Origin of the sequence: Curtobacterium sp. USHLN213 (assembly GCF_037144815.1) — a bacterium.
Lineage (GTDB): Bacteria > Actinomycetota > Actinomycetes > Actinomycetales > Microbacteriaceae > Curtobacterium.
This window is the reverse complement of the sequence record NZ_JBBCYQ010000002.1, coordinates 190,009-209,883: the sequence shown is the minus strand read 5'-3', so window position 1 is coordinate 209,883 and position 19,875 is coordinate 190,009. Positions and strand designations below refer to the sequence as shown.

The following is a 19,875-nucleotide window of genomic DNA, read 5'->3' as shown; positions in this document are numbered from 1 at the left end:
GGCGGATCGTTCACCGGCGTTCGGCATGATGGGGCGGTGGACATCGTCATCGCCGGCTGCGGCGACCTCGGGATCGAGACCGGCCTGCGCTTCGCCGCCGCCGGACACCGCGTGGTCGGACTCCGGCGGCGGGGCGAGCTGGTCCCGGCCCCGCTCACCGGGCGGAGCGTCGACCTGCGCCGGTCGGTCCCGGAGATCCCGGCGAGCACGGCGGTGGTGGTCGTGGCCGTCGCCGCGGGGAGCCGCGAGGTGGACGAGTACCGCGCGACGTACGTCGACGGGCTGCGGAACGTCCTGGACGGCATCGACGCGTCCGGAGCGAGCCCGCGTCTGGTCGTCGTGTCCTCGACCGCGGTCTACGACGTCGACGACGGCGGCACGGTCACCGAGGACACCCCCGCGGACGGCGGTTCCCCCACCGCGGACGTCCTGCTGGAGGCCGAGGCCCTGCTCCGCGAGCGAGCCCCGGGGGCGGTGCTCGCTCGACTGTCCGGTGTGTACGGTCCCGGGCGGGAGCGCCTCATCGACCAGGTCCGGGGCGGAGGGGCTCGGTCGGCTCCGGCCGACGGGTCGTCCCCGCACACGAACCGGATCCACCGGGACGACGCAGCTGCGGCCCTCGTCCACCTCGCGACGTTGGACGACCCCGCACCGACGTACCTCGTGACCGACGACGAACCGGCTCGGCTCGACGACGTGTACGCGTTCCTCGCCGCCGAGCTCGGGGTCGCGGTACCGCCGAGGGCCGAGGCCGGCGCCGGCGCTGCCGGTCGGCAGGGTGCCGGTGACAAGCGCCTGTCGAACGCCCTGCTCCGCTCGACGGGCTGGGCACCGCGGTACCCGACGTTCCGCGAGGGCTACCGCGCCGTGCTCGCCGGCGTCGGCACCCGGCACCCCTGAGCCGCCGCGCTCGGTACGATCCGGACGTGCACGAACTCGCCGTCCGGCCCCACGCCACCCCCACGCTCGTCGTCGCCGTGGCGATCCTGTCCATGTCCGGGACGGCGTTGGCGTTGCTCTGGTCGGTCATGTGGGTGCCGGTGCTCGTCACGGGGACGGGGGCTTCGCTCTTCCTGTGGCCCCTCGTGCTGGCGTTGTCGCTCCTCCCGTGGGGCGGGGTCGTCGTGGCGCTGGTGCTCGGTGTCGTCGCGCATCGGCGTGCGGAGACCCGCGGGTCGACCGCCGTGGTCGTCACGAGCGCTGTGCTGTCGGGGCTCGCGCCGATCGCGCTGTGGTTCGGCGGGCCGTTCTCGGCCGTGGCCTGACCCGCGGAGCGGCCGCGCGTCGGCGCGGCGCGGCGCGGCGCGCTCCGCACAACCAAAGGCACGTTGCGCCACGCGGATGCACGGCTCGGGCGCACTTCGGTTGTGCGAACGCCTCCGGCGCCAGCGGCGCCAGAGGCGCCAGAGGCGCCAGCGGCCGGCCGCGGCCGCCCCGCGCCTCAGTGGTACCGGTGGTCCTGGATCGTCAGGCGCGGCCCGAACGACGGCTTCCGGAAGCCCGATCCGCCGATGAGCCGCACGACCCGCTCCCGGTGCCCCCGCCACGGCTCCAGCAGCTCGAGCATCCCGTCGTCGTCCACCGGTCCCCCGGTCAACGCCCACCCGACGAGCGCCGGCACGTGGAAGTCCCCCACGCTCGGGGAGTCCGGATCGCCGTGGGCGCGCTGCGCGGTCTCCGCCGCCGTCCACTTCCCGACGCCGGGGACCGACTGCAGCCGCGCGGACACGAGGGCCCCGCCGCGGCCGAGCGTCAGCGTCCGTTCGAGCGCCGGAGCCACCCGGACCGCCCGCATCACCGTCGCCGAACGACCGGGCTCGATGCCGGCGCGGTGCCACTCCCAGCTCGGGATCGCACCCCACCCGGCAGCGGTCGGCGGGACGAACATGTCCGCCGGGGCCGGTCCGGGCGCCGGTGTGCCGTACCGCCGCAGCAGGTACCGCCAGGCGCGCCAGGCCTGCCGCGAGGTGACCTTCTGCTCCATGATCGCGGGCACCAGGGCCGCCATCACGGTGTTGGTGCGGAGCAGGCGGAGGCCAGGTTGCCGGTGCCGGGCGTCGACGAGGAACGGGTGCCGGGACACGTCGAGGTCCGACCAGTCGTCACCCCGGCCGAGCAGTTCGGGAGCGTGCGACACCGCCCACTCGGCACCGTCGCCCCACGCCGAGACCGCGATGGCGTCGGGACCGGCACGGCGTACGAGCACCGAGGCCGGGCCGTCCGGCGTGCGGAGCGCGAGCCACGTGTCGGAGCCGACCACGCGGAAGGCGGGGTCGCCGGAGCCGCGCTGCAGGGGCCGGAGCGTCGCGCGGACGTCCACCGCGCCTCCTGGCCGGTAGACGGTGTCGACGCGCGACGCGGCCTCGCCGACCCGCGACACGGCCTCGCCGACCCGCGCCGCGGCGCCCTCGACGCCACCAGCGGCGGAGGACGGAACGGCGAGGGACACACGCAGGATGGTAATGCGGAACCACCGTCAGTCATGATGGGCGTGTCCCACTGCACCCCGACGACGGAGTTCCCCATGCGCATCGGCATCCTCACCTCCGGAGGCGACTGCCCTGGCCTGAACGCGGTCATCCGCGCCATCGTGCTGAAGGGCATCGCGATCTACGGACACGACTTCGTCGGCTTCCGCGACGGGTGGCGCGGCGTGGTCGACGGCGACATCGTCCCGCTCGGCCGCAAGGACATCCAGGGCATCGCCAAGCAGGGCGGCACGATCCTCGGCACGAGCCGGACGAACCCCTTCGAGGGCCCGAACGGCGGCGTCGAGAACATCGAGCGCACCCTCGAGCGGCACGGCATCGACGCTATCGTCGCGATCGGCGGCGAGGGCACGCTGGCCGCCGCGAAGCGCCTCACGGACGCCGGACTGAAGATCGTCGGTGTCCCGAAGACCGTCGACAACGACCTCGGCGCGACCGACTACACGTTCGGCTTCGACACCGCCGTCGCGATCGCGACCGAGGCCATGGACCGCCTCCGCACCACGGGCGAGTCGCACTCGCGCTGCATGGTCGCCGAGGTCATGGGCCGGCACGTCGGCTGGATCGCCCTGCACTCCGGCATGGCCGCGGGTGCGCACGCGATCCTCATCCCGGAGCAGAAGACGAGCATGGAGCAGATCGCCGCGTGGGTCCGGGCGGCCTACGACCGTGGTCGGGCGCCGCTGGTCGTCGTCGCCGAGGGCTTCGTCCCCGACCACGAGGACAACGCACACACCGAGCGCGGCCTCGACGCGTTCGGGCGTCCGCGGCTCGGCGGGATCGGCGAGCGACTCGCACCGCTCATCGAGGAGATGACGGGCATCGAGACACGGGCCACCACGCTCGGCCACATCCAGCGCGGCGGCACGCCGACGGCGTACGACCGGGTCCTCTCGACGCGGCTCGGCCTGGCGGCCATCGACTCGGTGGTCGAGGAGCGCTGGGGTCGCATGGTGGCGCTCCGGGGTACCGACATCGAGCACGTCTCCTTCGAGGAGGCGCTCGGCGAACTGAAGACCGTGCCGCAGGCCCGGTACGACGAGGCCGCCATCATGTTCGGCTGAGACGCGTCCGCAGGTCGGCCGGTCGTGGTCCTGGAGGCGCGGGTAGCGTCCGACGCGTGACCCGCGCAGTCCTCGTCTCCAGTTCCGCCCCGCCCACCGTCACCGAGGTCGACGTCGCCGACCCGACCGAGGGCGAGGTGCTCGTCGACGTCACGTACTCGAGCGTCAACTACAAGGACGGCCTGGCGCTCGCCCGGAACCCCGGCGTCGCGCGGGTCGACCCGCTCGTGCCCGGCATCGACGTCGTCGGCACCGTCTCGGCCCTCGGACCAGGCGTGCACGACGTCGCGATCGGCGACCGGGTCGTCGTGAACGGCGCCGGGCTCGGCGAGACCCGGCACGGCGGCTGGGCGGAGCACGCGGTGGTGCCGTCGGGGTCGCTCGTCGTGCTGCCCGGTTCGATCGACGACTCGTTCGCGGCCGCGATCGGGACCGCCGGGTTCACCGCGATGCTCAGCGTGCTCGCACTCGAACGGTTCGTCGAGCCGGGCAGCGGTCCCGTCCTCGTGACGGGTGCGTCCGGCGGCGTCGGCACGGTCGCGATCGCGCTGCTCGCCGCCCGTGGGTACGAGGTCACGGCCTCGACCGGACGCGCCGCGAACGACGCCTCGCTCCGGGCACTCGGCGCGACCGACGTCATCGACCGCGCGACCCTGTCCGAGCTCGGCCGGCCGATGCAGCGGGCGCACTGGGCGGGCGCGGTGGACAGCGTCGGGGGTGCGACCCTCGCGAACGTCCTCGCGGCCACCCGGTGGGGCGGGGCCGTGACGGCGTGCGGCCTGGCGCAGGACTCCGCGCTCCCGACCTCGGTGATGCCCTTCATCCTGCGGGCGGTGTCGCTGCTCGGCATCAACTCCGTCGACGCCCCGCTGGCCCTCCGGCAGCAGGCGTGGCAGCGGCTCGCCACCGATCTCGACCCGGCGCTCCTGGCGGGCGTGACGCGGGTCGCCGGGCTCGAGGAGGCCATCGCCGTCGGACCCAAGGTCGTCGCCGGCAACGTCCACGGACGCACGGTCGTCGCGGTCGATCGCTGAATACTAAGATTTCACAAGCGTTTGCATATTGACACGTTAGGATTTGAGTACAGAACACCTGAGCCTGTGAGGAGTCCGGCATGCCGGTACCCAAGTCCACCGTCGAGAACTCGCCGCGGAAGCTCCTGCGCGACGTCGTGCTCGAGAAGATGCTCGCCGCGATCCAGGACGGCACGCTCCAGGCGGGCGAGCGCCTCAACGACGACGAGCTCGTGCAGTGGCTCGGGGTCAGTCGCACCCCCATCCGTGAGGCGATCGCCAAGCTCGTCGACTACGGCCTGGTCGAGATGGAGGCGAACCGGTACACCCGCGTCGCCACCCCGACCGGCAAGCAGGCCGCCGACACCACCCAGGTCCTCGGCGGGTTCGTCGAACTCGCTGCGCGCTGGGGCGTGCCGAAGCTCGACGCCTCCGCCGCCAAGGCGCTGACCGAGCACCTCGAAGCCGTGCGCTCGTACTCCGAGCAGCAGGACAAGCGCATGGACGCCGAGCTCGAGACGGTCATCTCGCTGCTCGTCGACGCCGCCGACAACGAGCTGCTCGACAAGTTCGCCGAGTCGCTCCTGCCCCGTGCACGGTTCCTCTCGCTCGCCCAGGGTGCGTGGCAGTTCTGGGACTACAAGCACTCGGTCGACCCGCTGCGTGCGGCCATCGCGAAGCGTGACGGTGACGCCGCCGCGGCCGCGATCCGTGCACTGACCGCGACCGCCGAGCAGCAGGCGGACGAGCTCCGCGCCGCCGGGACCGCCGCCGCCGGCTGACCCGTCCAGCGATCCCCGGCCGCCTGGGCCACGATGGACCCGTGAGCAGCAACGACGACGTCCTCATCCGGGCGGCCGGGGTCCGCGTGACCCGGTCCGGCCGGGACCTCCTGCACGACATCGACCTGACCGTCCGGCGCGGGGAGCACTGGGCGCTCCTCGGGCCGAACGGTGCCGGGAAGTCGACGCTGCTCGCGGTCCTCGGCGCCACCGGGCACCCGACGGCCGGCACCGTCGAACTGCTCGGCCGGCGACTCGGACGCGTCGACGTCCGGGAGCTCCGCGAGCACATCGGGCACGTCGACCCCCGCCACCGGATGCTCTCGCCGCTGACCGTCCTCGAGACCGTGCTCACCGGGCTCACCGGCACGACCGACCTCATGATGCGGTGGGAGCCGACGCCCGCGCAGGTGGCCACCGCCGAGCAGCACATCGCCGACGTCGGGCTGACGGCGCGTCGGGACGCCCGCTGGCCGGTCCTGTCGCAGGGCGAGCGCGGACGGACGCTCATCGCCCGGGCGCTCATGTCCGAGCCGCAGCTGCTCCTGCTCGACGAACCGGCGACCGGACTCGACGTCGCCGCGCGCGAACACCTGCTCGAGACCGTCGACGCCCTGCGCCACCGGCACCCCGAGCTCGGGAGCGTGATGGTGACGCACCACCTCGAGGACCTGCCCGCGTCGACCTCACACGCGATGCTGCTGCGCGACGGCGTCGCGGTCGCCCAGGGCACCTCGGACGAGGTCATCACGTCCTCGGCGGTGTCGCACGCCTTCGACTTCCCGCTCGCGATCCTCCGGGCCGAGGGGCGCTGGGCCGCTCGCCGCGCGTCCTGAGCCGCGGCGCACCGGACTCCGGGGCGGTGCTGTCCCCTGTCCCACCCTCGGCGATCCGGTCGGTACGCGGTGATGCGTGGTGCCTCGTGCCCCGTCGCCGGTGCGCGGTGCTGGGCTGCGTTGTGCCGGCTCGCGCCACGGCGCTGCCCACTGCGCCACATGAGGACCGGTTTGCCCGCCGGTCCGTCGGGTCCGTACCCGCCCCGGTCCGCCTACCGACGCACCGCCCGTCCGATCAGTCCGTCGTCTCCAGGAGCGCCACCTCCCAGTTGCTGCGCTGGATGGTCGCGTCGAGCTCGCGGAGCTCCTTGGCGAGGTCGTCCGCCCGGGACCGCAGCGTCGCGGTCGGCAGGGCGGCGAACGTGCGGAGTTCGCTGCGGAGCTGTCGGTACCCGCCACCTCCTCCCGCGGTCGCGTCCGCGGCGCCGGTCACGAGCGCGTGCCGGAGGCGCAGGGCGTCCCGGCGTGCGAGGAGCGTCGTGATGGTCTCGCCCGAGGCCAGCCGGGTGGACGCGTTCGTCGCGTTGATCCTGGCGAGCAGCACCTCGAGGTCGTCGACGGCCCGCTCGGCCTCGGCGAGCAGGGACGTCGCGTCCTCGTCGGGCTCCTCGCCCTCCTGGTAGCGGGCGTTGGCGGCGATCCGCGAGCGCAGCTGCTCGATGCGCTTCTGCAGGTCGGCGCGCTCGATGAGGGCCTCGGCGAGTTGCATGTCGCCATCCAACCAGCGCACGCGGCACACCGCCGGGTGCGGCGGACGGGAGGCGCGGGTCCGGCCCGACCCGCGCCTGCCGTCAGGCAGGTGGTGGCGTCACGCCGTGGCGCGCGCGGCCGCCTTCGCCGCGGCCGGCAGTGCGTCGAGCACCCGTCCGACGGCCCGGTCGTCGTGCGCCGCCGTGACGAACCACGCCTCGAAGACGCTCGGGGGCAGGGTCACCCCCGCGTCGAGCATGGCGTGGAAGAACGGCGCGTACCGGAACGCCTCCTGCGCTCGGACGTCGTCGTAGTTCCGCGGGGCGGTCTCGGTGAAGGCGAACGAGAAGAGGTTGCCGGCGTGCTGCACGGTGTGGGCGACGCCCTCGGCGGACAGGGCGTCGCTCGTCGCCGTCGCGATGGTCGCCGCGGTCCGGTCGAGGTGCGCGTAGACCTCGGGCGTCGCGGCCCGGAGCGTGGCGATGCCCGCGGCGACCGCGAGCGGGTTCCCCGACAGCGTGCCCGCCTGGTAGACGGGGCCGAGCGGGGCGAGGTAGTCCATGACCTCGCGCCGACCACCGAGTGCGGCGAGGGGCATGCCGCCGCCGATGACCTTGCCGAACGTGACGAGGTCGGGCTTCCACCCGGCGCCGTCCGGCACGACCTTCGACGCCTCGAGGCCCCACCACCCGGCGGAGCCCACCCGGAAGCCGGTCAGGACCTCGTCGACGATGAGCAGCGCGCCGTGCGCCTGCACGATCTGCGCCAGGGCCCGGTTGAACCCACGCTCGGGGGCGAGGACGCCCATGTTCGCGGCCGCTGCCTCGACGATCACGCCCGCGATGCGCTCGGAGTGCTCGTCGAACGCGCGGCGGACGGCATCGAGGTCGTTGTAGGGCAGCACCAGGGTCTGCGCGGCGGTCTCGGCGGTGATGCCGGCACTGCCGGGGAGCGCGAGCGTGGCCACCCCCGAACCGGCCTCGGCCAGCAGGGAGTCCGAGTGCCCGTGGTAGTGCCCGGCGAACTTCACGAGCAGGTCGCGGCCGGTGTACCCGCGGGCGAGCCGGATCGCGGTCATCGTCGCCTCGGTGCCCGTGGACACCATGCGGAGCTTCTCGATCGGGCCGTCGCCGTCCACCGACACCCGCTGCTTCACGAGCTCGGCGAGTTCGGTCTCCCCCGGGGTCGACGCCCCGAAGCTCAGCCCGCGCGCCGCCGCCTGCTGCACGGCCTCGACCGTCGCACGGTGGGCGTGCCCGAGGATCGCGGGCCCCCACGAGGCGACGAGGTCGACGTACTCACGCCCCTCGGCGTCGGTGACGTAGGCGCCCTTCGCGCTCGTCAGGAAGCGGGGCGTCCCGCCGACGGAGCCGTACGCCCGGACCGGCGAGTTGACCCCGCCGGGGATGCTGTTCTTCGCGCGGCCGAAGAGCTGGTCGTTCGTGGTCATTCTGGGGCCTTCCCGGTCGAGGCGATGCCGTCCACGGCACTGGTGCTGCCGGAGGTGCGGAGTCCCGCCTCCTCGTTGAGCTTGCGAGCGATGTCGACCGCGAAGTAGGTGAGGATCGCGTCGGCGCCGGCGCGCTTGATGCCGACGAGCGCCTCCATCGCCGCGGCGTCGCGGTCGATCCAGCCGTTCTGCGCGGCTGCGGTGATCATCGCGTACTCGCCGGAGATCTGGTACGCCCAGACCGGTACCGGCGAGGTGCGTGCGGTCTCGGCCAGCACGTCGAGGTAGCTCATCGCCGGCTTCACCATGACGATGTCGGCACCCTCGGCGATGTCCTGCTCGACCTCGCGGAGGCCCTGCCGACCGTTCGCGGCGTCGATCTGGTACGTGCGGCGGTCGCCCACGAGCGAGGAGTCGACGGCCTCGCGGAAGGGTCCGTAGAACGCACTCGCGTACTTGGCCGCGTACGCCAGCAGCGCCGTGCCGCTGTGCCCGGCCGCGTCCAACGCTTCCCGTGCGGCGGCGATCTGGCCGTCCATCATGCCGCTCATGCAGACGAGCTCGGCGCCGGCCTCGGCCTGCACGACCGCCATGTCGCGGTACCGCTCGAGTGTGGCGTCGTTGTCGACCGAGCCGTCCGCGGCCAGGACGCCGCAGTGCCCGTGGTCGGTGTACTCGTCGAGGCACAGGTCGGACTGCACGACGAGGGCGTCGCCGACCTCCTCGCGCGCGACGCGGATCGCGACGTTGAGGATGCCGTCCGGGTCGGTCGCGCCGGATCCCTGCGCGTCCTTCGACGTCGGCACGCCGAACAGGTTCACGCCGCCGATCCCGACCGACGCCGCCTCGTGCAGGGCACGGCGGAACGAGTCGAGCGAGTGCTGCTGGACCCCGGGCATGCTCGTGATGTCGATCGCCTCGGTCGCCCCCTCGCGGATGAACATCGGCAGCACGAGCTCGGCGGGGTGGAGCCGGGTCTCGGCGACGAGTCGACGCATCGCGCCGGTCGCGCGGAGTCGTCGGGGGCGGACCTGGGGGAAACGGCCGGTCACTTCGGTGCCTTCCTGTTCGGGGCGGTGGGGTTCAGGGACTCGACGACGGCGTCGAGCAGGGCTTCTGCGGATCGGGTCCGGGCGACCGCGTGCACGGGCAGGCCGGCGGCGCGGGCTTCGGCAGCGGTCCCGGGTCCGATGCACGCGACCACGGTGCGGGGGTCGAGCGGGGTCATCCGCCGGGCGATCTCGCGAGCGATGCTGCCGCTCGTCACGAGCACGGCAGCGGGCGGGGAGTCGAGGACGACCGGCTCGTCGCCGGTCCCCACGGTACGGTACGCGACCACGTCGTCCACGTCGATCCCGCGGGCGCGCAGGGTGTCGACGACGGTCGGGGCAGCGAGGTCCGAGCGTGGGAAGAGGACGGTGCCGGAGGTGTCCGGCATCGCGTGCGCGAGCGCGGCGCCCGAGGACTCGGACGGCACCAGGTCGACGACCCAGCCCGCAGCACGCGCGGCACGGGCGGTCGGCTCGCCGACCGCCGCCACCCGCAGGTCGGACGGGAGGCGCGCCACCCGTTCCGCGACCACCCGCACGGCCGTCGCACTGGTCACCACCATCCACGCGTACCCGGCCACGTCGGTACCGCCGGTGCCGTCGGTGCCGCCGGTACGCGCGGTGCCGCCGGTGCGGGCGGTGCCGTCGGTCGCGGGTCCCGAATGGGCACGATCCGGCCCGGTCGACGCGGCCGGGCGGCCGGTTCCGCCCGCTCGCCGACCGGCCGACGGCGCGTCCTGCCCACTCGCCGACGGCGTGTCTTGCCCGCTCGCCGACGGCGGACCGGACCCGGCCGGCGGTGGTGCGTCGTGCCTCCTGGACCCGCCGGACGCGATCAACCGGTCGACCGCAGCCTCGAGGGCGGACCGATCCGTGGGTGCCGCGTCGACGATCAGCGGGACGACGAGCGGGTCGAGCCCACGCTCGCGAGCGGCCGCGGCGACCCGGTCACCCCACGCCCCGCCGCGCGGGACCAGGACGACCGGCTGTCGTGCCGCGTCCGCGGTGCTGACGTCGGGGTGCGTGGCGACCGCCTACTCCGCCGGGGTCGCGAGGTCCGCCAGGTCGGCCGCACCGTTCTCGAGCAGTTCGGCGGCGACCCGGCCACCGAGCTTGAGTGCCTCGGTCAGGCGGTCCTGTGCGGAGCCGTCGAGCACGGCGGCGTGCGATGCGGTGCGGTACTCGGAGCCGTCGGGCCGGTAGACCGTCGCGGAGACGAGGAGCATCTCGGCGTCGACGATCGCGGTGGCACCGATCGGGGCGGAGCACCCGGCCTCGAGCTTCGCGAGCACCTCGCGCTCGGCGGACACGGTCAGTCGGGTCGGCGCGTGCTCGATCTTCCGCAGGGCCGCGAGGAGGTTCCGGTCCGTCTCGTCCGCGCGGGTCTCGATCGCGAGCGCTCCCTGCCCGGGGGCACTCGGCCAGAAGCCGAGGTCGAGCAGCTCGGTCGCCGCGTCGAGCCGGTCGATGCGCGTCAGTCCGGCGGCCGCGAGGACCACCGCGTCGAGGTCGTCGTCCACGCGTCCGAGGCGGGTGTCGATGTTCCCACGGATGTCCACCACGTCGAGGTCGGGCCGCTTGGCCTTGAGCTGCGCGACGCGGCGGGGCGAACCCGTGCCGACCTTCGCGCCCTCGGGCAGGGTCTCGATGGTCGCGGCGTTCCGGGCGACGAGGACGTCTCGGGCGTCGGCACGCTTCGGCACCGCGGCGATCGTCAGCCCCGGGTACGGCGCGGTCGGGAGGTCCTTGAGGGAGTGCACGAGGACGTCGACCTCGCCCGCGACGAGTGCTTCGCGGAGCGCGCTGGCGAACACGCCCGTGCCGCCGAGGCTCGCGAGCGAGGCGCGGTTCGTGTCGCCCTCGCTCGTGACCGTGACGAGCTCGACCGGTCGACCGGACGCCGTCGCCAAGCGGTCGGCGACGTCCTGCGACTGGGCGACCGCGAGCCGGCTGGCACGGGTGCCGAGCCGGATCGGGGTCGGGCCGTCGGGGCTGCCGGTCGGCGCGGACGCGTCGGTCACGGGGCGAGTCCGGCGGCGGCGGGCTTGAACCCGGCGCGCACGTTCTCGCAGCACCCCGGACGGCAGACGTCGTACCAGGGACCGAGGTCGGTCAGGTGCGGGCGCTCGCTCGTCGGGGTGCCGTTGACACGCTCGAGGACGAGGTCCACCAGACCGGAGACGTAGGCCGGGTCGACACCCGGGGTCTGCGTGCGCACCGACCAGAAGCCGAGCTCCTGAGCGGTCTCGGTGGCCTCTTCGTCGAGGTCCCACATGACCTCCATGTGGTCGCTCACGAAGCCGAGCGGGACGATGAGCACGGCACGGGTCTGGCCGCCCCTGAGCTCCTCGTTCATGTAGTCGTTGATGTCGGGCTCGAGCCACGGCTGCGTCGGGGGGCCCGAGCGCGACTGGTACACGAGCTTCCACGGCGGCGTGCTCGTGCCGCGGAGCGACGCGTGCTCGGGCTGCTCGAGCAGCTCCGCCCACGCCTGGTCGAGCACGACCTGCGCGACGGCGAGGTGCTGGGCCTCGTACGCGCCGTGCTCGTCGAAGCCCCGGTAGTCGGGGCCGGACTTGGCGGCGTCGGTCGACGGGATCGAGTGCGTCGAGAACAGCACGTGCAGCTCGGTCGCGACGTCGAGGCCGTCGTTCTCGGCGATCGCACGCGCCATGCCGTCACGGACGCCGTCGACGAACGGGCGGACGAAGCCCGGGTGGTCGAAGAACTGCCGGACCTTGTCGATCTCGATGGTGTCGATCAGACCGGTCTCGGACAGCACGCGGGCGTAGTCCTCGCGGTACTGGCGGCAGCTCGAGAACGACGAGTAGGCGCTCGTGGCGATCGCGATGAGCTTGTTGTAGCCCTTGTCGGCCGCCTCGGTGAAGGCCTCTTCGAGGTAGGGCTCCCAGTTGCGGTTGCCCCAGAGGACCGGCATGTCGATGCCGCGCGAGGCCAGCTCGGCCTCGAGCGCGGCCTTGAGCGCACGGTTCTGCGCGTTGATCGGGCTGACGCCGCCGAAGTGCCGGTAGTGGTGGGCGACCTCTTCGAGGCGTTCGTCCGGGATGCCGCGGCCCCGGGTGACGTTGCGCAGGAACGGGATGACGTCGTCCTGGCCCTCGGGTCCGCCGAAGCCGGCGAGCAGGATCGCGTCGTACGCGACCGGGACCTCGACGTGCTCGGGACCGTCGGCGGCCGCGGGGGTCGCGGCGAGGACGGCCTGACCGTTCGTGATCATGCTGGTGTCGGTCACGAGAGCACCTCCGGCAGCTCGGTGGTCGTCACGCGACGACCGGTGAAGAAGGGCACCTCTTCCCGCACGTGCATGCGGGCTTCGGTGTAGCGCAGGTCGCGCATGAGGTCGACCAGGTCGACGAGGTCCGGGCTCTCGAGCGGCAGGATCCACTCGTAGTCGCTCAGCGCGAAGGTGGCGATCGTGTTCGTCAGCACGCGGCGGTACTTCGCGCCGGCGATGCCGTGGTCGCGGAGCATCTTCGAGCGCTCTTCTTCCGGCAGGAGGTACCACTCGTAGGACCGGACGAACGGGTAGACCGTGATCCAGGCCTCTGGCTCCTTGCCGCGCAGGAAGGCGGGCGTGTGCCGCTTGTTGAACTCGGCTTCGCGGTGCATCGCCATGGCGTGCCACACCGGCTCGGCGTCCTGGAAGAGCGCCGTGCGGCGGATCTCGCGGAGCACCGCCTGGATCGCCTGCGCGTCGTCGCCGTGCAGCCAGACCATGACGTCGGCGTCGGCGCGGAAGCCGGACACGTCGTAGAAGCCGCGGATGGTCACGCCGCGCTCGGCAGCGGCGGCGATGACGGCGTCGAGCTCGGCCACCGCGTCGTCGCCGACCGTGTGGATCGGCCCGAGCGGACGGCGGAAGACGGCCCACAGGCCGTAGGCCGTCAGCATGTTGGGGTCGATGCCGTCGGGGGAGGTCTCGTGTGCGTCGTGCGTGGGCACGGTGGAACTCATGTGTCCATTGTCCTATCGGTCACAAAGGTGACGCCGCTCCCCTTTCGACGGCGAGCGCTACCGCCGTCGGAGCACCGCTACGACGATACCCCCGACCACTGCCACGCCCGCTGCGAGCCCGGCCAGGTACGGCACCGGCTTCTCGTCGATCCCGCGCTTGACCTTCGACGCGGCGATGCCGATCTGCTTCGGGACGTTGAGCTTGTCCTCGATCGCGTCGAGGGTGTCGAACAGCTGGGCGCGGGTCGACGCGACGCGGTCGGCCAGGTCGTCGTGCTGATCGGTCACGTGGGTCCTCCGGGGTGTGGGGTGGTGGACGGGGCGGTCGTCGCTAGAAGCGGCCGCCGACGTCGGGCTTGCGGGTGCCGTACTGGGTCGGCGGGGTCGGCTTCTTGCCGAGGCCCTTCACCGCGTTGACGTCGTTCTTCACGCTGTCGATGGTGCGCTTCGGCGTGATCGGGAGCCCCTTCTTCAGGCGCTTCCAGCCGAGCAGGCCGAGGATGCCGGCGACGATGAGCATCACGACGGCGATCACGAGTGCTGCGAGCCACGCGGGCATCACGGTCGCGAGCCCCATGACGGCGGCGGTCAGCAGCACGCCGATCGCGTAGAGGACGATGACGAGCGCGCCCACGAGCAGACCCGCGGCGAGGCCGAAGATCTTCGCTTTCGTCAGCATCTCGGCCTTGAGCAGGTTCAGCTCACCCGTCACCAGCTCCTTGACGAGCTTGGGGACGTCGCCGACCAGGCCGAACAGCGAACGCGGCTTGCGGTCGCGGGTGTCTGTCATGAGGCCTGGCTGTCCTTCTTCTGCCCGACCTTGCGGACGACCTTCTTCGTCTGCTCACCGACGAACTCGGCGACGTCGGGGGTCTTGTCGGCGATGAATTCCTCGGCGACGTGGACGCCCTTCTGGACGCCGTTGCTGTTCCAGATCTTGCCGCTGACGGTCTTGATCTGCTCGTACCGCGCCCGTCCGGCTCGCGATCCCAGGACGTACCCGAGAGCGGCGCCGGCGACGAACAGGAGCTTGCCTCGCATGTGCGATTCCTCCGTTGGGTCAGTGTGCGTGGTCATGCGCCGAACGGAATACGTCCGGCGTTCCTGCAACAGTAGCCCTCTCCCAGTGTGCGGTCCGCTCAGGAATCCAGGATGTGCTCAGCGGCGGTCCGTGCGGCCGCGACGATGCCGGCCAGCCCCCGGCCCGTCGACGCCTCGCCGATCCCGACGACCCCGTCGGCGAGCCCCGCGGCGGTCGTGTCCGGCCCGTGCCACCGGACACGTGCGGCACCGACCACGGCGGACGGCGCGATCGGCACGCCGAGCAGGGCGGAGGCGTCCTGAGCGGCGCGGGTACCGATCGCGTCGTACGGGTCGACCGGGAGGCTCCTCCCGGTCTCGACCGCGTCGGCCACGGCTCCAGGGGTGGTCGCCGCGACCCCCGCGTCCGTCGTCGCGTAGCTCAGCCGCAGGACGTGCCGGCCCCCGGCCGCCTCGGCCAGCCACGGCCACTTCACCGTCGCGTGCGTGATCGCCTTCGCCCGGACCCCGGGTGCGTCCGGGTGCACGAGCATCCCGGTACCGCGCGGCGCCGCGTCGAGTTCGTGCTGGTCGACCACGAGCGTCACGAGCTCGATGCCCGTGCGCACGGGTCCGGCCGTGCGGGCGGGGTCCGCCGTCGACGCGAGGACGTGCTCGGCCACCAGTCGCTCGGTCTCGCCGTCGTCGGTGCGGACCTCGACCGCGTGCTCCTCGATCGCGGTGGCCCGGGTGTGCAGGCGGACGTCGACCCGGTAGGTCTCCATGTCGGCCACGAGCTCGTCGACGAGCCGCACGGTGCCGCCGCGGATGCCCTGCACGGCGGACCCGGCCGTCGCGCGGGCACGGAGGGCGAGGACCGCGCGGGCGAGGGACCCCTCGCGCAGCAGCGCCGCCCGGAGCCCGGGAGCCACCCGGTCCGGGTCGAGGTCGTCCGGGTGCGTCGAGTGCACGCCGGCGACGATCGGCACCACCAGGTCGTCGAGGACCTGCTCGCCCATGCGCTTCCGGACCAGCTCACCGAGCGACGGCGCCTTCGACCCGACCAGGGACGGCAGCAGGGAGTCCATCTGCGCCCGGAGCGCGGCCTTCTGCCCGACCACCGCGAGGACGTCGGCCGCCATCGGGCTCCCCGGGATCCCGAGCAGTCCGGTCTGCGGGATCGGGGACGTCCGGCCGTCGCGGGTCATCAGCCACGCACCGCGCGGGTCCGGCGTGGTGACCTCGTTGCCGAGGCCGAGTTCGATCGCCAGCCGGCCGACGGCGTCGTTGCGGGTCGCGAACGAGTCCGCCGCCATGTCGAGGTCGAGTCCCGCGACGGTGTGCCGACGGACCATGCCGCCGAGCACGCCGGAGCCCTCGACGAGGACGACGTGCGCGCCGCCCTTCGCCAGGTCCCGCGCCGCGACGAGTCCGGCGACCCCGCCGCCGACCACGACGACGTCGGTCACGCCCGCGCTCCGGTCGCCGCGGCCGTCCCGTCCCCGAGCTCGTGGACGAGGGACACGATGCGGGTGAGCACGGTCGGATCGGTCTCCGGCGGCACACCGTGCCCGAGGTTGACGACGTGCGCCCGGGCCGCACCACCGCGGCGGACGACGTCGCGCACGTGGGCCTCGAGCACCTCCCACGGGGCGGAGAGCATCGCCGGGTCGATGTTGCCCTGCACGGTGACCCCGGTGCCGACCCGGCGCACGGCCTCGTCGAGCGGCAGCCGCCAGTCGACGCCGACCGCGTCGACGCCGACCCGGTCCGTGCCGAAGGTCGTCATGTCGCGCAGGACCTCGCCGCTGCCGACGCCGAAGTGGATGCGCGGGACGCCGAGGTCGGCGACGTGGGCCAGGGCGTCGGCCGAGTGCGGTGCGACGCGGGTGACGTAGTCCTCGCGGGAGAGCGAGCCCACCCACGAGTCGAACAGCTGTGCGGCGGAGGCCCCGGCGAGAACCTGGGCCCGGAGGAACGCCCCCGACACCCCGGCGGCCCAGGCGAGCAGGCGCGACCAGGTCTCCGGGTCCGAGTGCATGAGCGTCCGGGCGCGGATGTGGTCCTTCGACGGTCCGCCCTCGACCAGGTAGGCCGCGAGCGTGAAGGGTGCCCCGGCGAACCCGATGAGCGGGGTGTCGCCGAGCTGCTCGACCGTGCGCGCCACGGCGTCCGTGATCGGGGCGAGGGCAGTCGCGTCGAGCTGGCCCAGCGCGTCGACGTCGGCCGGGGTGCGGATCGGGGACGCCAGCACCGGCCCGCGTCCGGGGACGATCTCGACGTCGACGCCCGCGAGCTTGATCGGCACGACGATGTCGCTGAAGAAGATGCCGGCGTCGACCCCGTGCCGACGGACCGGCTGCAGCGTGATCTCCGACGCCATCGCCGGGTCGAGGCAGGCGTCGAGCATGGCCGTGCCGACGCGCAGTTCGCGGTACTCCGGCAGGGACCGGCCGGCCTGACGCATGAACCACACCGGCAGGGTCTCCGGCCGGTCGCCGCGGAGTGCCCGGACGAGGGGCGAGCCCGACGTCCGCCCGGAGACGAGCGGGTGCGAGGCGGGGAGGGCGGTCGAGGATGCGTCGGTCACCGCACGATTCTCCCATCGGCGAACGGAACGTATCCCGAGCACGCACGATGGGAACGGGAGCCGGGCGCAACGCGAGTTACCATGGAAGACGTGCTCATCTGTCTCACGGCGTCGCATCGCAACGCCAGCTTCGATCTCCTGGAGCGACTGAGCATCGGCGCACCGACCGCCGCGAGCCGTCTCGTCACGGACTCCGACGTGCTGGACGGGGCCGTCGTCCTCGCCACGTGCAACCGCTTCGAGGCCTACCTCGACATCGCCGGCGACGACCGCGACTCCGCCGTCTCGGCCACCGTCGACGCCGTCGCCGCCGCGAGCGACCTCGACCCCGCCGAGGTCCTCGAGTCCGTCAACGTCCTCGGCGGCAAGGACGTCGTCCAGCACCTCTTCGCCGTGTCGAGCGGCCTCGAGTCCGTCGTCGTCGGCGAGACCGAGATCTCCGGGCAGGTCCGCCGCTCGCTCGAGGACGCCCGCTCGAACGGCACCACCACCTCGGACCTCGAGCGGCTCTTCCAGGAAGCCGCGCACACCTCCCGCGGCGTCAAGACCCGCACCCGCATCGGCGCCGCCGGCCGGTCGCTCGTGCGGCTCGGCCTCGAGCTCGCGTCCTCCCGCGTGACCGACTGGGGCCGGACCCGCGTGCTCCTGATCGGCACCGGTAGCTACGCCGCGACGACCATCGCCGCCCTGCGCGACCGCGGCGCCGACACCATCCAGGTCTTCTCCCCCTCCGGCCGGGCACCGTGGTTCGCCGCGAAGCACGACCTCGTCGCCGCGCACGACCTCCGCCAGGCCATCGGCTCGAGCGACGTCGTGATCACCTGCACCTCGAGCGAGGTCCCCGTCGTCGAACCGGCCGACCTCGACGACGGCGTCCGGCGCATCGTCATCGACCTCGGACTCCCCCGCAACGTGGACCCCGACGCGGCCGACGTCGACGGCGTCGAACTGCTCGACCTCGAGACCATCAGCATCCACGCCCCGATCGCCGAGCTGAACGCCGAGTCCGAGGCCCGCGCGATGGTCGAGGACGCCGTGTCCCGCTTCCGCGCCCAGGCCCTCGAGCAGTCGACGACGCCCGCGCTCGTGGCCTTCCGCAAGCACGTCTTCGACATCCTCGACGACGAGATCGACCGCGCCAAGCGTCGTGCGGACGGCGACGACGCCTCGGCCGAGCAGACCGAGCGCGCCCTGCGGCACCTCGTCGGCGTCCTGCTCCACCGTCCCTCGGTGCGCGCTCGCGAACTCGGTCGCGCCGGTCGCGGCGAGGAGTTCGTCGGGGCGCTCGACGCCCTCTTCGGTGTCCGTCCCGAGCCCGAGGCGGAGCTGCCGTCGCCGGTGGTGCCGCTCGCGGAGCGCACCGCGCCCGAGCGGATCGACCGCGACCGCACCGACGAGGCGGACGCGAGCTGAGCCTCCAGGGCCACCCCGCGACCCTGCGTGTCAGTGCGCTGCTGCTGGTGCGCGACCGCCGCGTGCTCATGGTGCGCGCGCGGATGCGCGACGTCCTGTACCTCCCCGGGGGCAAGGCGGAGCCGCACGAGAGCGACGTCGAGGCCGTCGTCCGCGAAGCCTTCGAGGAGACCGGCCTGCGGCTGACCGCCGACGACGTCGAGCCGTTCGGCACCGTCACCGAGCCGGCGCACGGGCAGGCCCCGGGCACGATGGTCGCGATGGCGCTGTTCCTGGTCCGTCCAGGAGGCGCGCTCGACTCCGCCACGCCGGTCGCCTCGGCAGAGGTGGACGAGGTCGAGTGGGTCACCTCCGCGGACGCGGACCGGTGCCCGCCGGCGGGCGTCGAGACGCTCCGCCGCCTCGTGGCGGCGGAGCTGATCGACTAGGTCAGACCTGGTCGCGGTCGGTGTAGTGCCCGACCTCGCCGTCCGGGGTGGGTTCGGCCTCGCCGGGGATGTCCGACTCGACGTACTCGCCCTCGCCGTCGCCGCCCTCGGGACGGGTCTCGCCGGGGATGTCGCTCGAGACGAACTCGCCCGCGGGCTCGTTCGACGCCACGGGGGGCTCGCCCGGGATCTCGCTGTCCGTGAAGGACCCGGCACGGGGCTCGACGCCGTCCGACCGGCCCTCGTCGCCGCGTGCCTGTTCGTGCTTCCCTGCCATGTCGACCTCCGTTGCTCGTGCGTTGGCGCGTGCCCTGGAGTGTCCTCGGGGCGGCTGGGCGCCACCCGAGTCGTGTACCCCGGGGCGGTGGTTGCGTTGGCTCATGCAACGTCGCGCTGGTTCCCCACTGCTCGTCGCCGTCGGCATCGTCGCCGTCGGTCTGCTCGCCGGCTGCTCGTCGGGCGGCGCCACGACCCCGTCGGCCACGACGACGGAGACCGTCACGGCGACACCGACGTCGGCACCGACGCCCTCGTCCGCGTCGTCCGGCTCGGCGTCGTCGCCGAGCGCGTCGGGCGGATCGTCCGGCGGCTCCTCGGGTGGTTCCTCAGGTGGTTCCTCGGGTGCAGGGTCCTCGGCGTGCGCGACGTCCTCGCTCGCGGGGAGCATCGAGGCCGGCAGCGGTGGCGCTGCCGGGAGCACGTACGTCCACCTCGTCCTGCGGAACACCGGGTCGTCGACCTGCACGCTGCAGGGCTGGCCGGGGGTGTCCTTCGTCGGCGACACGAACGGCACGCAGATCGGCAACGCGGCGACGCTCGACCGTGCGGCACCCCACCCGACCGTCACGCTGGCCTCCGGGCAGGAGGCCGTGGCACCGCTCAAGGTCACGAACTCGGAGAACTACCCGGAGTCGACGTGCGACCCCACCTCGCCAGACGGCTTCCGGGTGTACCCGCCCGGGTCGAAGGAGTCCCTGTTCGTCCCGTACACCGCGTTCGCCGCGTGCCGGTCGGAGGACGTGACGGAGCTCGACGTGCAGGCCTTCGTCCCCGCGGGGCAGGCCGCCGACTGACGT

23 protein-coding genes are annotated in these 19,875 nt (G+C 73.3%); 9 read left to right on the top strand and 14 right to left on the bottom strand.

Annotated elements, in window-relative coordinates; all coding sequences use genetic code 11:
* Nucleotides 1-36: 36 nt before the first annotated feature.
* Both WFH25_RS03565 and WFH25_RS03560 read left to right on the top strand, forming a co-directional pair.
* On the top strand, nucleotides 37-900 hold the full coding sequence (locus tag WFH25_RS03565; protein ID WP_336696838.1) for an NAD-dependent epimerase/dehydratase family protein: 864 nt from the start codon (nucleotides 37-39) through the stop codon (nucleotides 898-900).
* Nucleotides 901-926: 26 nt separating this feature from the next.
* Nucleotides 927-1,265, top strand: coding sequence for a hypothetical protein (locus WFH25_RS03560; RefSeq protein WP_336696837.1), 339 nt, complete (start codon nucleotides 927-929; stop codon nucleotides 1,263-1,265).
* A gap of 176 nt (nucleotides 1,266-1,441) precedes the next feature.
* On the opposite strand, the gene WFH25_RS03555 is transcribed toward WFH25_RS03560, so the two are convergent.
* A complete protein-coding gene (locus tag WFH25_RS03555; RefSeq protein ID WP_442892399.1) occupies nucleotides 1,442-2,380 on the bottom strand; it encodes a DNA-3-methyladenine glycosylase family protein in 939 nt (312 codons plus the stop codon).
* A gap of 144 nt (nucleotides 2,381-2,524) precedes the next feature.
* On the opposite strand from WFH25_RS03555, the gene WFH25_RS03550 reads away from it, so the two are divergent.
* The 4 genes from WFH25_RS03550 (at nucleotide 2,525) to WFH25_RS03535 (ending at nucleotide 6,184) form a co-directional block, all read left to right on the top strand.
* A complete protein-coding gene (locus tag WFH25_RS03550) occupies nucleotides 2,525-3,553 on the top strand; it encodes a 6-phosphofructokinase (protein ID WP_070419301.1) in 1,029 nt (342 codons plus the stop codon).
* Nucleotides 3,554-3,609: 56 nt separating this feature from the next.
* Entirely contained in the window at nucleotides 3,610-4,587 is a 978-nt protein-coding gene (locus WFH25_RS03545; RefSeq protein WP_336696835.1) for an MDR family oxidoreductase, read from the top strand.
* A gap of 80 nt (nucleotides 4,588-4,667) precedes the next feature.
* A complete protein-coding gene (locus WFH25_RS03540; protein WP_070417351.1) occupies nucleotides 4,668-5,348 on the top strand; it encodes a GntR family transcriptional regulator in 681 nt (226 codons plus the stop codon).
* Nucleotides 5,349-5,389: 41 nt separating this feature from the next.
* Nucleotides 5,390-6,184 carry an ABC transporter ATP-binding protein gene (locus WFH25_RS03535; protein ID WP_261645791.1) on the top strand — a complete coding sequence of 265 codons (795 nt, stop codon included), beginning with the start codon at nucleotides 5,390-5,392 and terminating at the stop codon, nucleotides 6,182-6,184.
* Between the two features lie 235 nt (nucleotides 6,185-6,419).
* Here WFH25_RS03535 and WFH25_RS03530 read toward each other — a convergent pair whose 3' ends face one another.
* The 12 genes from WFH25_RS03530 to hemE all read right to left on the bottom strand — a co-directional run bounded on the left by WFH25_RS03530 (nucleotide 6,420) and on the right by hemE (nucleotide 16,958).
* A complete protein-coding gene (locus WFH25_RS03530) occupies nucleotides 6,420-6,893 on the bottom strand; it encodes a DIP1984 family protein (RefSeq protein ID WP_336696834.1) in 474 nt (157 codons plus the stop codon).
* Between the two features lie 99 nt (nucleotides 6,894-6,992).
* Complete coding sequence (hemL, locus tag WFH25_RS03525) at nucleotides 6,993-8,324, bottom strand: glutamate-1-semialdehyde 2,1-aminomutase (RefSeq protein WP_229084576.1); 1,332 nt, start codon at nucleotides 8,322-8,324, stop codon at nucleotides 6,993-6,995.
* Nucleotides 8,321-9,322, bottom strand: a complete 1,002-nt coding sequence (gene hemB, locus WFH25_RS03520; RefSeq protein ID WP_336696964.1) for a porphobilinogen synthase — start codon at nucleotides 9,320-9,322, stop codon at nucleotides 8,321-8,323. The genes hemL and hemB overlap by 4 nt, the downstream gene beginning before the upstream one ends.
* A 50-nt stretch (nucleotides 9,323-9,372) precedes the next feature.
* The gene (locus tag WFH25_RS03515) at nucleotides 9,373-9,930 is read right to left on the bottom strand and encodes a uroporphyrinogen-III synthase (RefSeq protein ID WP_442892397.1); all 558 of its coding nucleotides are present in this window, start codon (nucleotides 9,928-9,930) and stop codon (nucleotides 9,373-9,375) included.
* Nucleotides 9,931-10,407: 477 nt separating this feature from the next.
* Nucleotides 10,408-11,394: a hydroxymethylbilane synthase gene (gene hemC, locus WFH25_RS03510; RefSeq protein WP_336696831.1), complete on the bottom strand. Its 987-nt coding sequence runs from the start codon at nucleotides 11,392-11,394 to the stop codon at nucleotides 10,408-10,410.
* Nucleotides 11,391-12,626: a ferrochelatase gene (locus tag WFH25_RS03505; RefSeq protein WP_442892396.1), complete on the bottom strand. Its 1,236-nt coding sequence runs from the start codon at nucleotides 12,624-12,626 to the stop codon at nucleotides 11,391-11,393. The genes hemC and WFH25_RS03505 overlap by 4 nt, the downstream gene beginning before the upstream one ends.
* A complete protein-coding gene (gene hemQ, locus WFH25_RS03500) occupies nucleotides 12,623-13,348 on the bottom strand; it encodes a hydrogen peroxide-dependent heme synthase (protein WP_336696830.1) in 726 nt (241 codons plus the stop codon). Before hemQ ends, WFH25_RS03505 begins: the two co-directional genes overlap by 4 nt.
* Nucleotides 13,349-13,405: 57 nt before the next feature.
* Nucleotides 13,406-13,636, bottom strand: a complete 231-nt coding sequence (locus WFH25_RS03495) for a DUF3618 domain-containing protein (protein ID WP_070417357.1) — start codon at nucleotides 13,634-13,636, stop codon at nucleotides 13,406-13,408.
* Between the two features lie 43 nt (nucleotides 13,637-13,679).
* Nucleotides 13,680-14,138, bottom strand: a complete 459-nt coding sequence (locus WFH25_RS03490; protein ID WP_071294325.1) for a phage holin family protein — start codon at nucleotides 14,136-14,138, stop codon at nucleotides 13,680-13,682.
* Complete coding sequence (locus WFH25_RS03485) at nucleotides 14,135-14,389, bottom strand: hypothetical protein (protein WP_070417359.1); 255 nt, start codon at nucleotides 14,387-14,389, stop codon at nucleotides 14,135-14,137. The genes WFH25_RS03490 and WFH25_RS03485 overlap by 4 nt, the downstream gene beginning before the upstream one ends.
* A gap of 98 nt (nucleotides 14,390-14,487) precedes the next feature.
* On the bottom strand, nucleotides 14,488-15,837 hold the full coding sequence (locus tag WFH25_RS03480; protein WP_336696828.1) for a protoporphyrinogen/coproporphyrinogen oxidase: 1,350 nt from the start codon (nucleotides 15,835-15,837) through the stop codon (nucleotides 14,488-14,490).
* Complete coding sequence (gene hemE, locus WFH25_RS03475; RefSeq protein WP_336696827.1) at nucleotides 15,834-16,958, bottom strand: uroporphyrinogen decarboxylase; 1,125 nt, start codon at nucleotides 16,956-16,958, stop codon at nucleotides 15,834-15,836. Before hemE ends, WFH25_RS03480 begins: the two co-directional genes overlap by 4 nt.
* A 90-nt stretch (nucleotides 16,959-17,048) precedes the next feature.
* Here hemE and WFH25_RS03470 point away from each other — a divergent pair, with 90 nt between their 5' ends.
* Complete coding sequence (locus WFH25_RS03470) at nucleotides 17,049-18,371, top strand: glutamyl-tRNA reductase (protein WP_309887226.1); 1,323 nt, start codon at nucleotides 17,049-17,051, stop codon at nucleotides 18,369-18,371.
* Nucleotides 18,368-18,799, top strand: coding sequence for an NUDIX hydrolase (locus WFH25_RS03465; RefSeq protein ID WP_302847771.1), 432 nt, complete (start codon nucleotides 18,368-18,370; stop codon nucleotides 18,797-18,799). The genes WFH25_RS03470 and WFH25_RS03465 overlap by 4 nt, the downstream gene beginning before the upstream one ends.
* A gap of 1 nt (nucleotide 18,800) precedes the next feature.
* Here WFH25_RS03465 and WFH25_RS03460 read toward each other — a convergent pair whose 3' ends face one another.
* The gene (locus tag WFH25_RS03460) at nucleotides 18,801-19,076 is read right to left on the bottom strand and encodes a hypothetical protein (protein ID WP_071294322.1); all 276 of its coding nucleotides are present in this window, start codon (nucleotides 19,074-19,076) and stop codon (nucleotides 18,801-18,803) included.
* Between the two features lie 103 nt (nucleotides 19,077-19,179).
* On the opposite strand from WFH25_RS03460, the gene WFH25_RS03455 reads away from it, so the two are divergent.
* A complete protein-coding gene (locus WFH25_RS03455) occupies nucleotides 19,180-19,872 on the top strand; it encodes a DUF4232 domain-containing protein (RefSeq protein ID WP_336696826.1) in 693 nt (230 codons plus the stop codon).
* Nucleotides 19,873-19,875 lie beyond the last annotated feature (3 nt).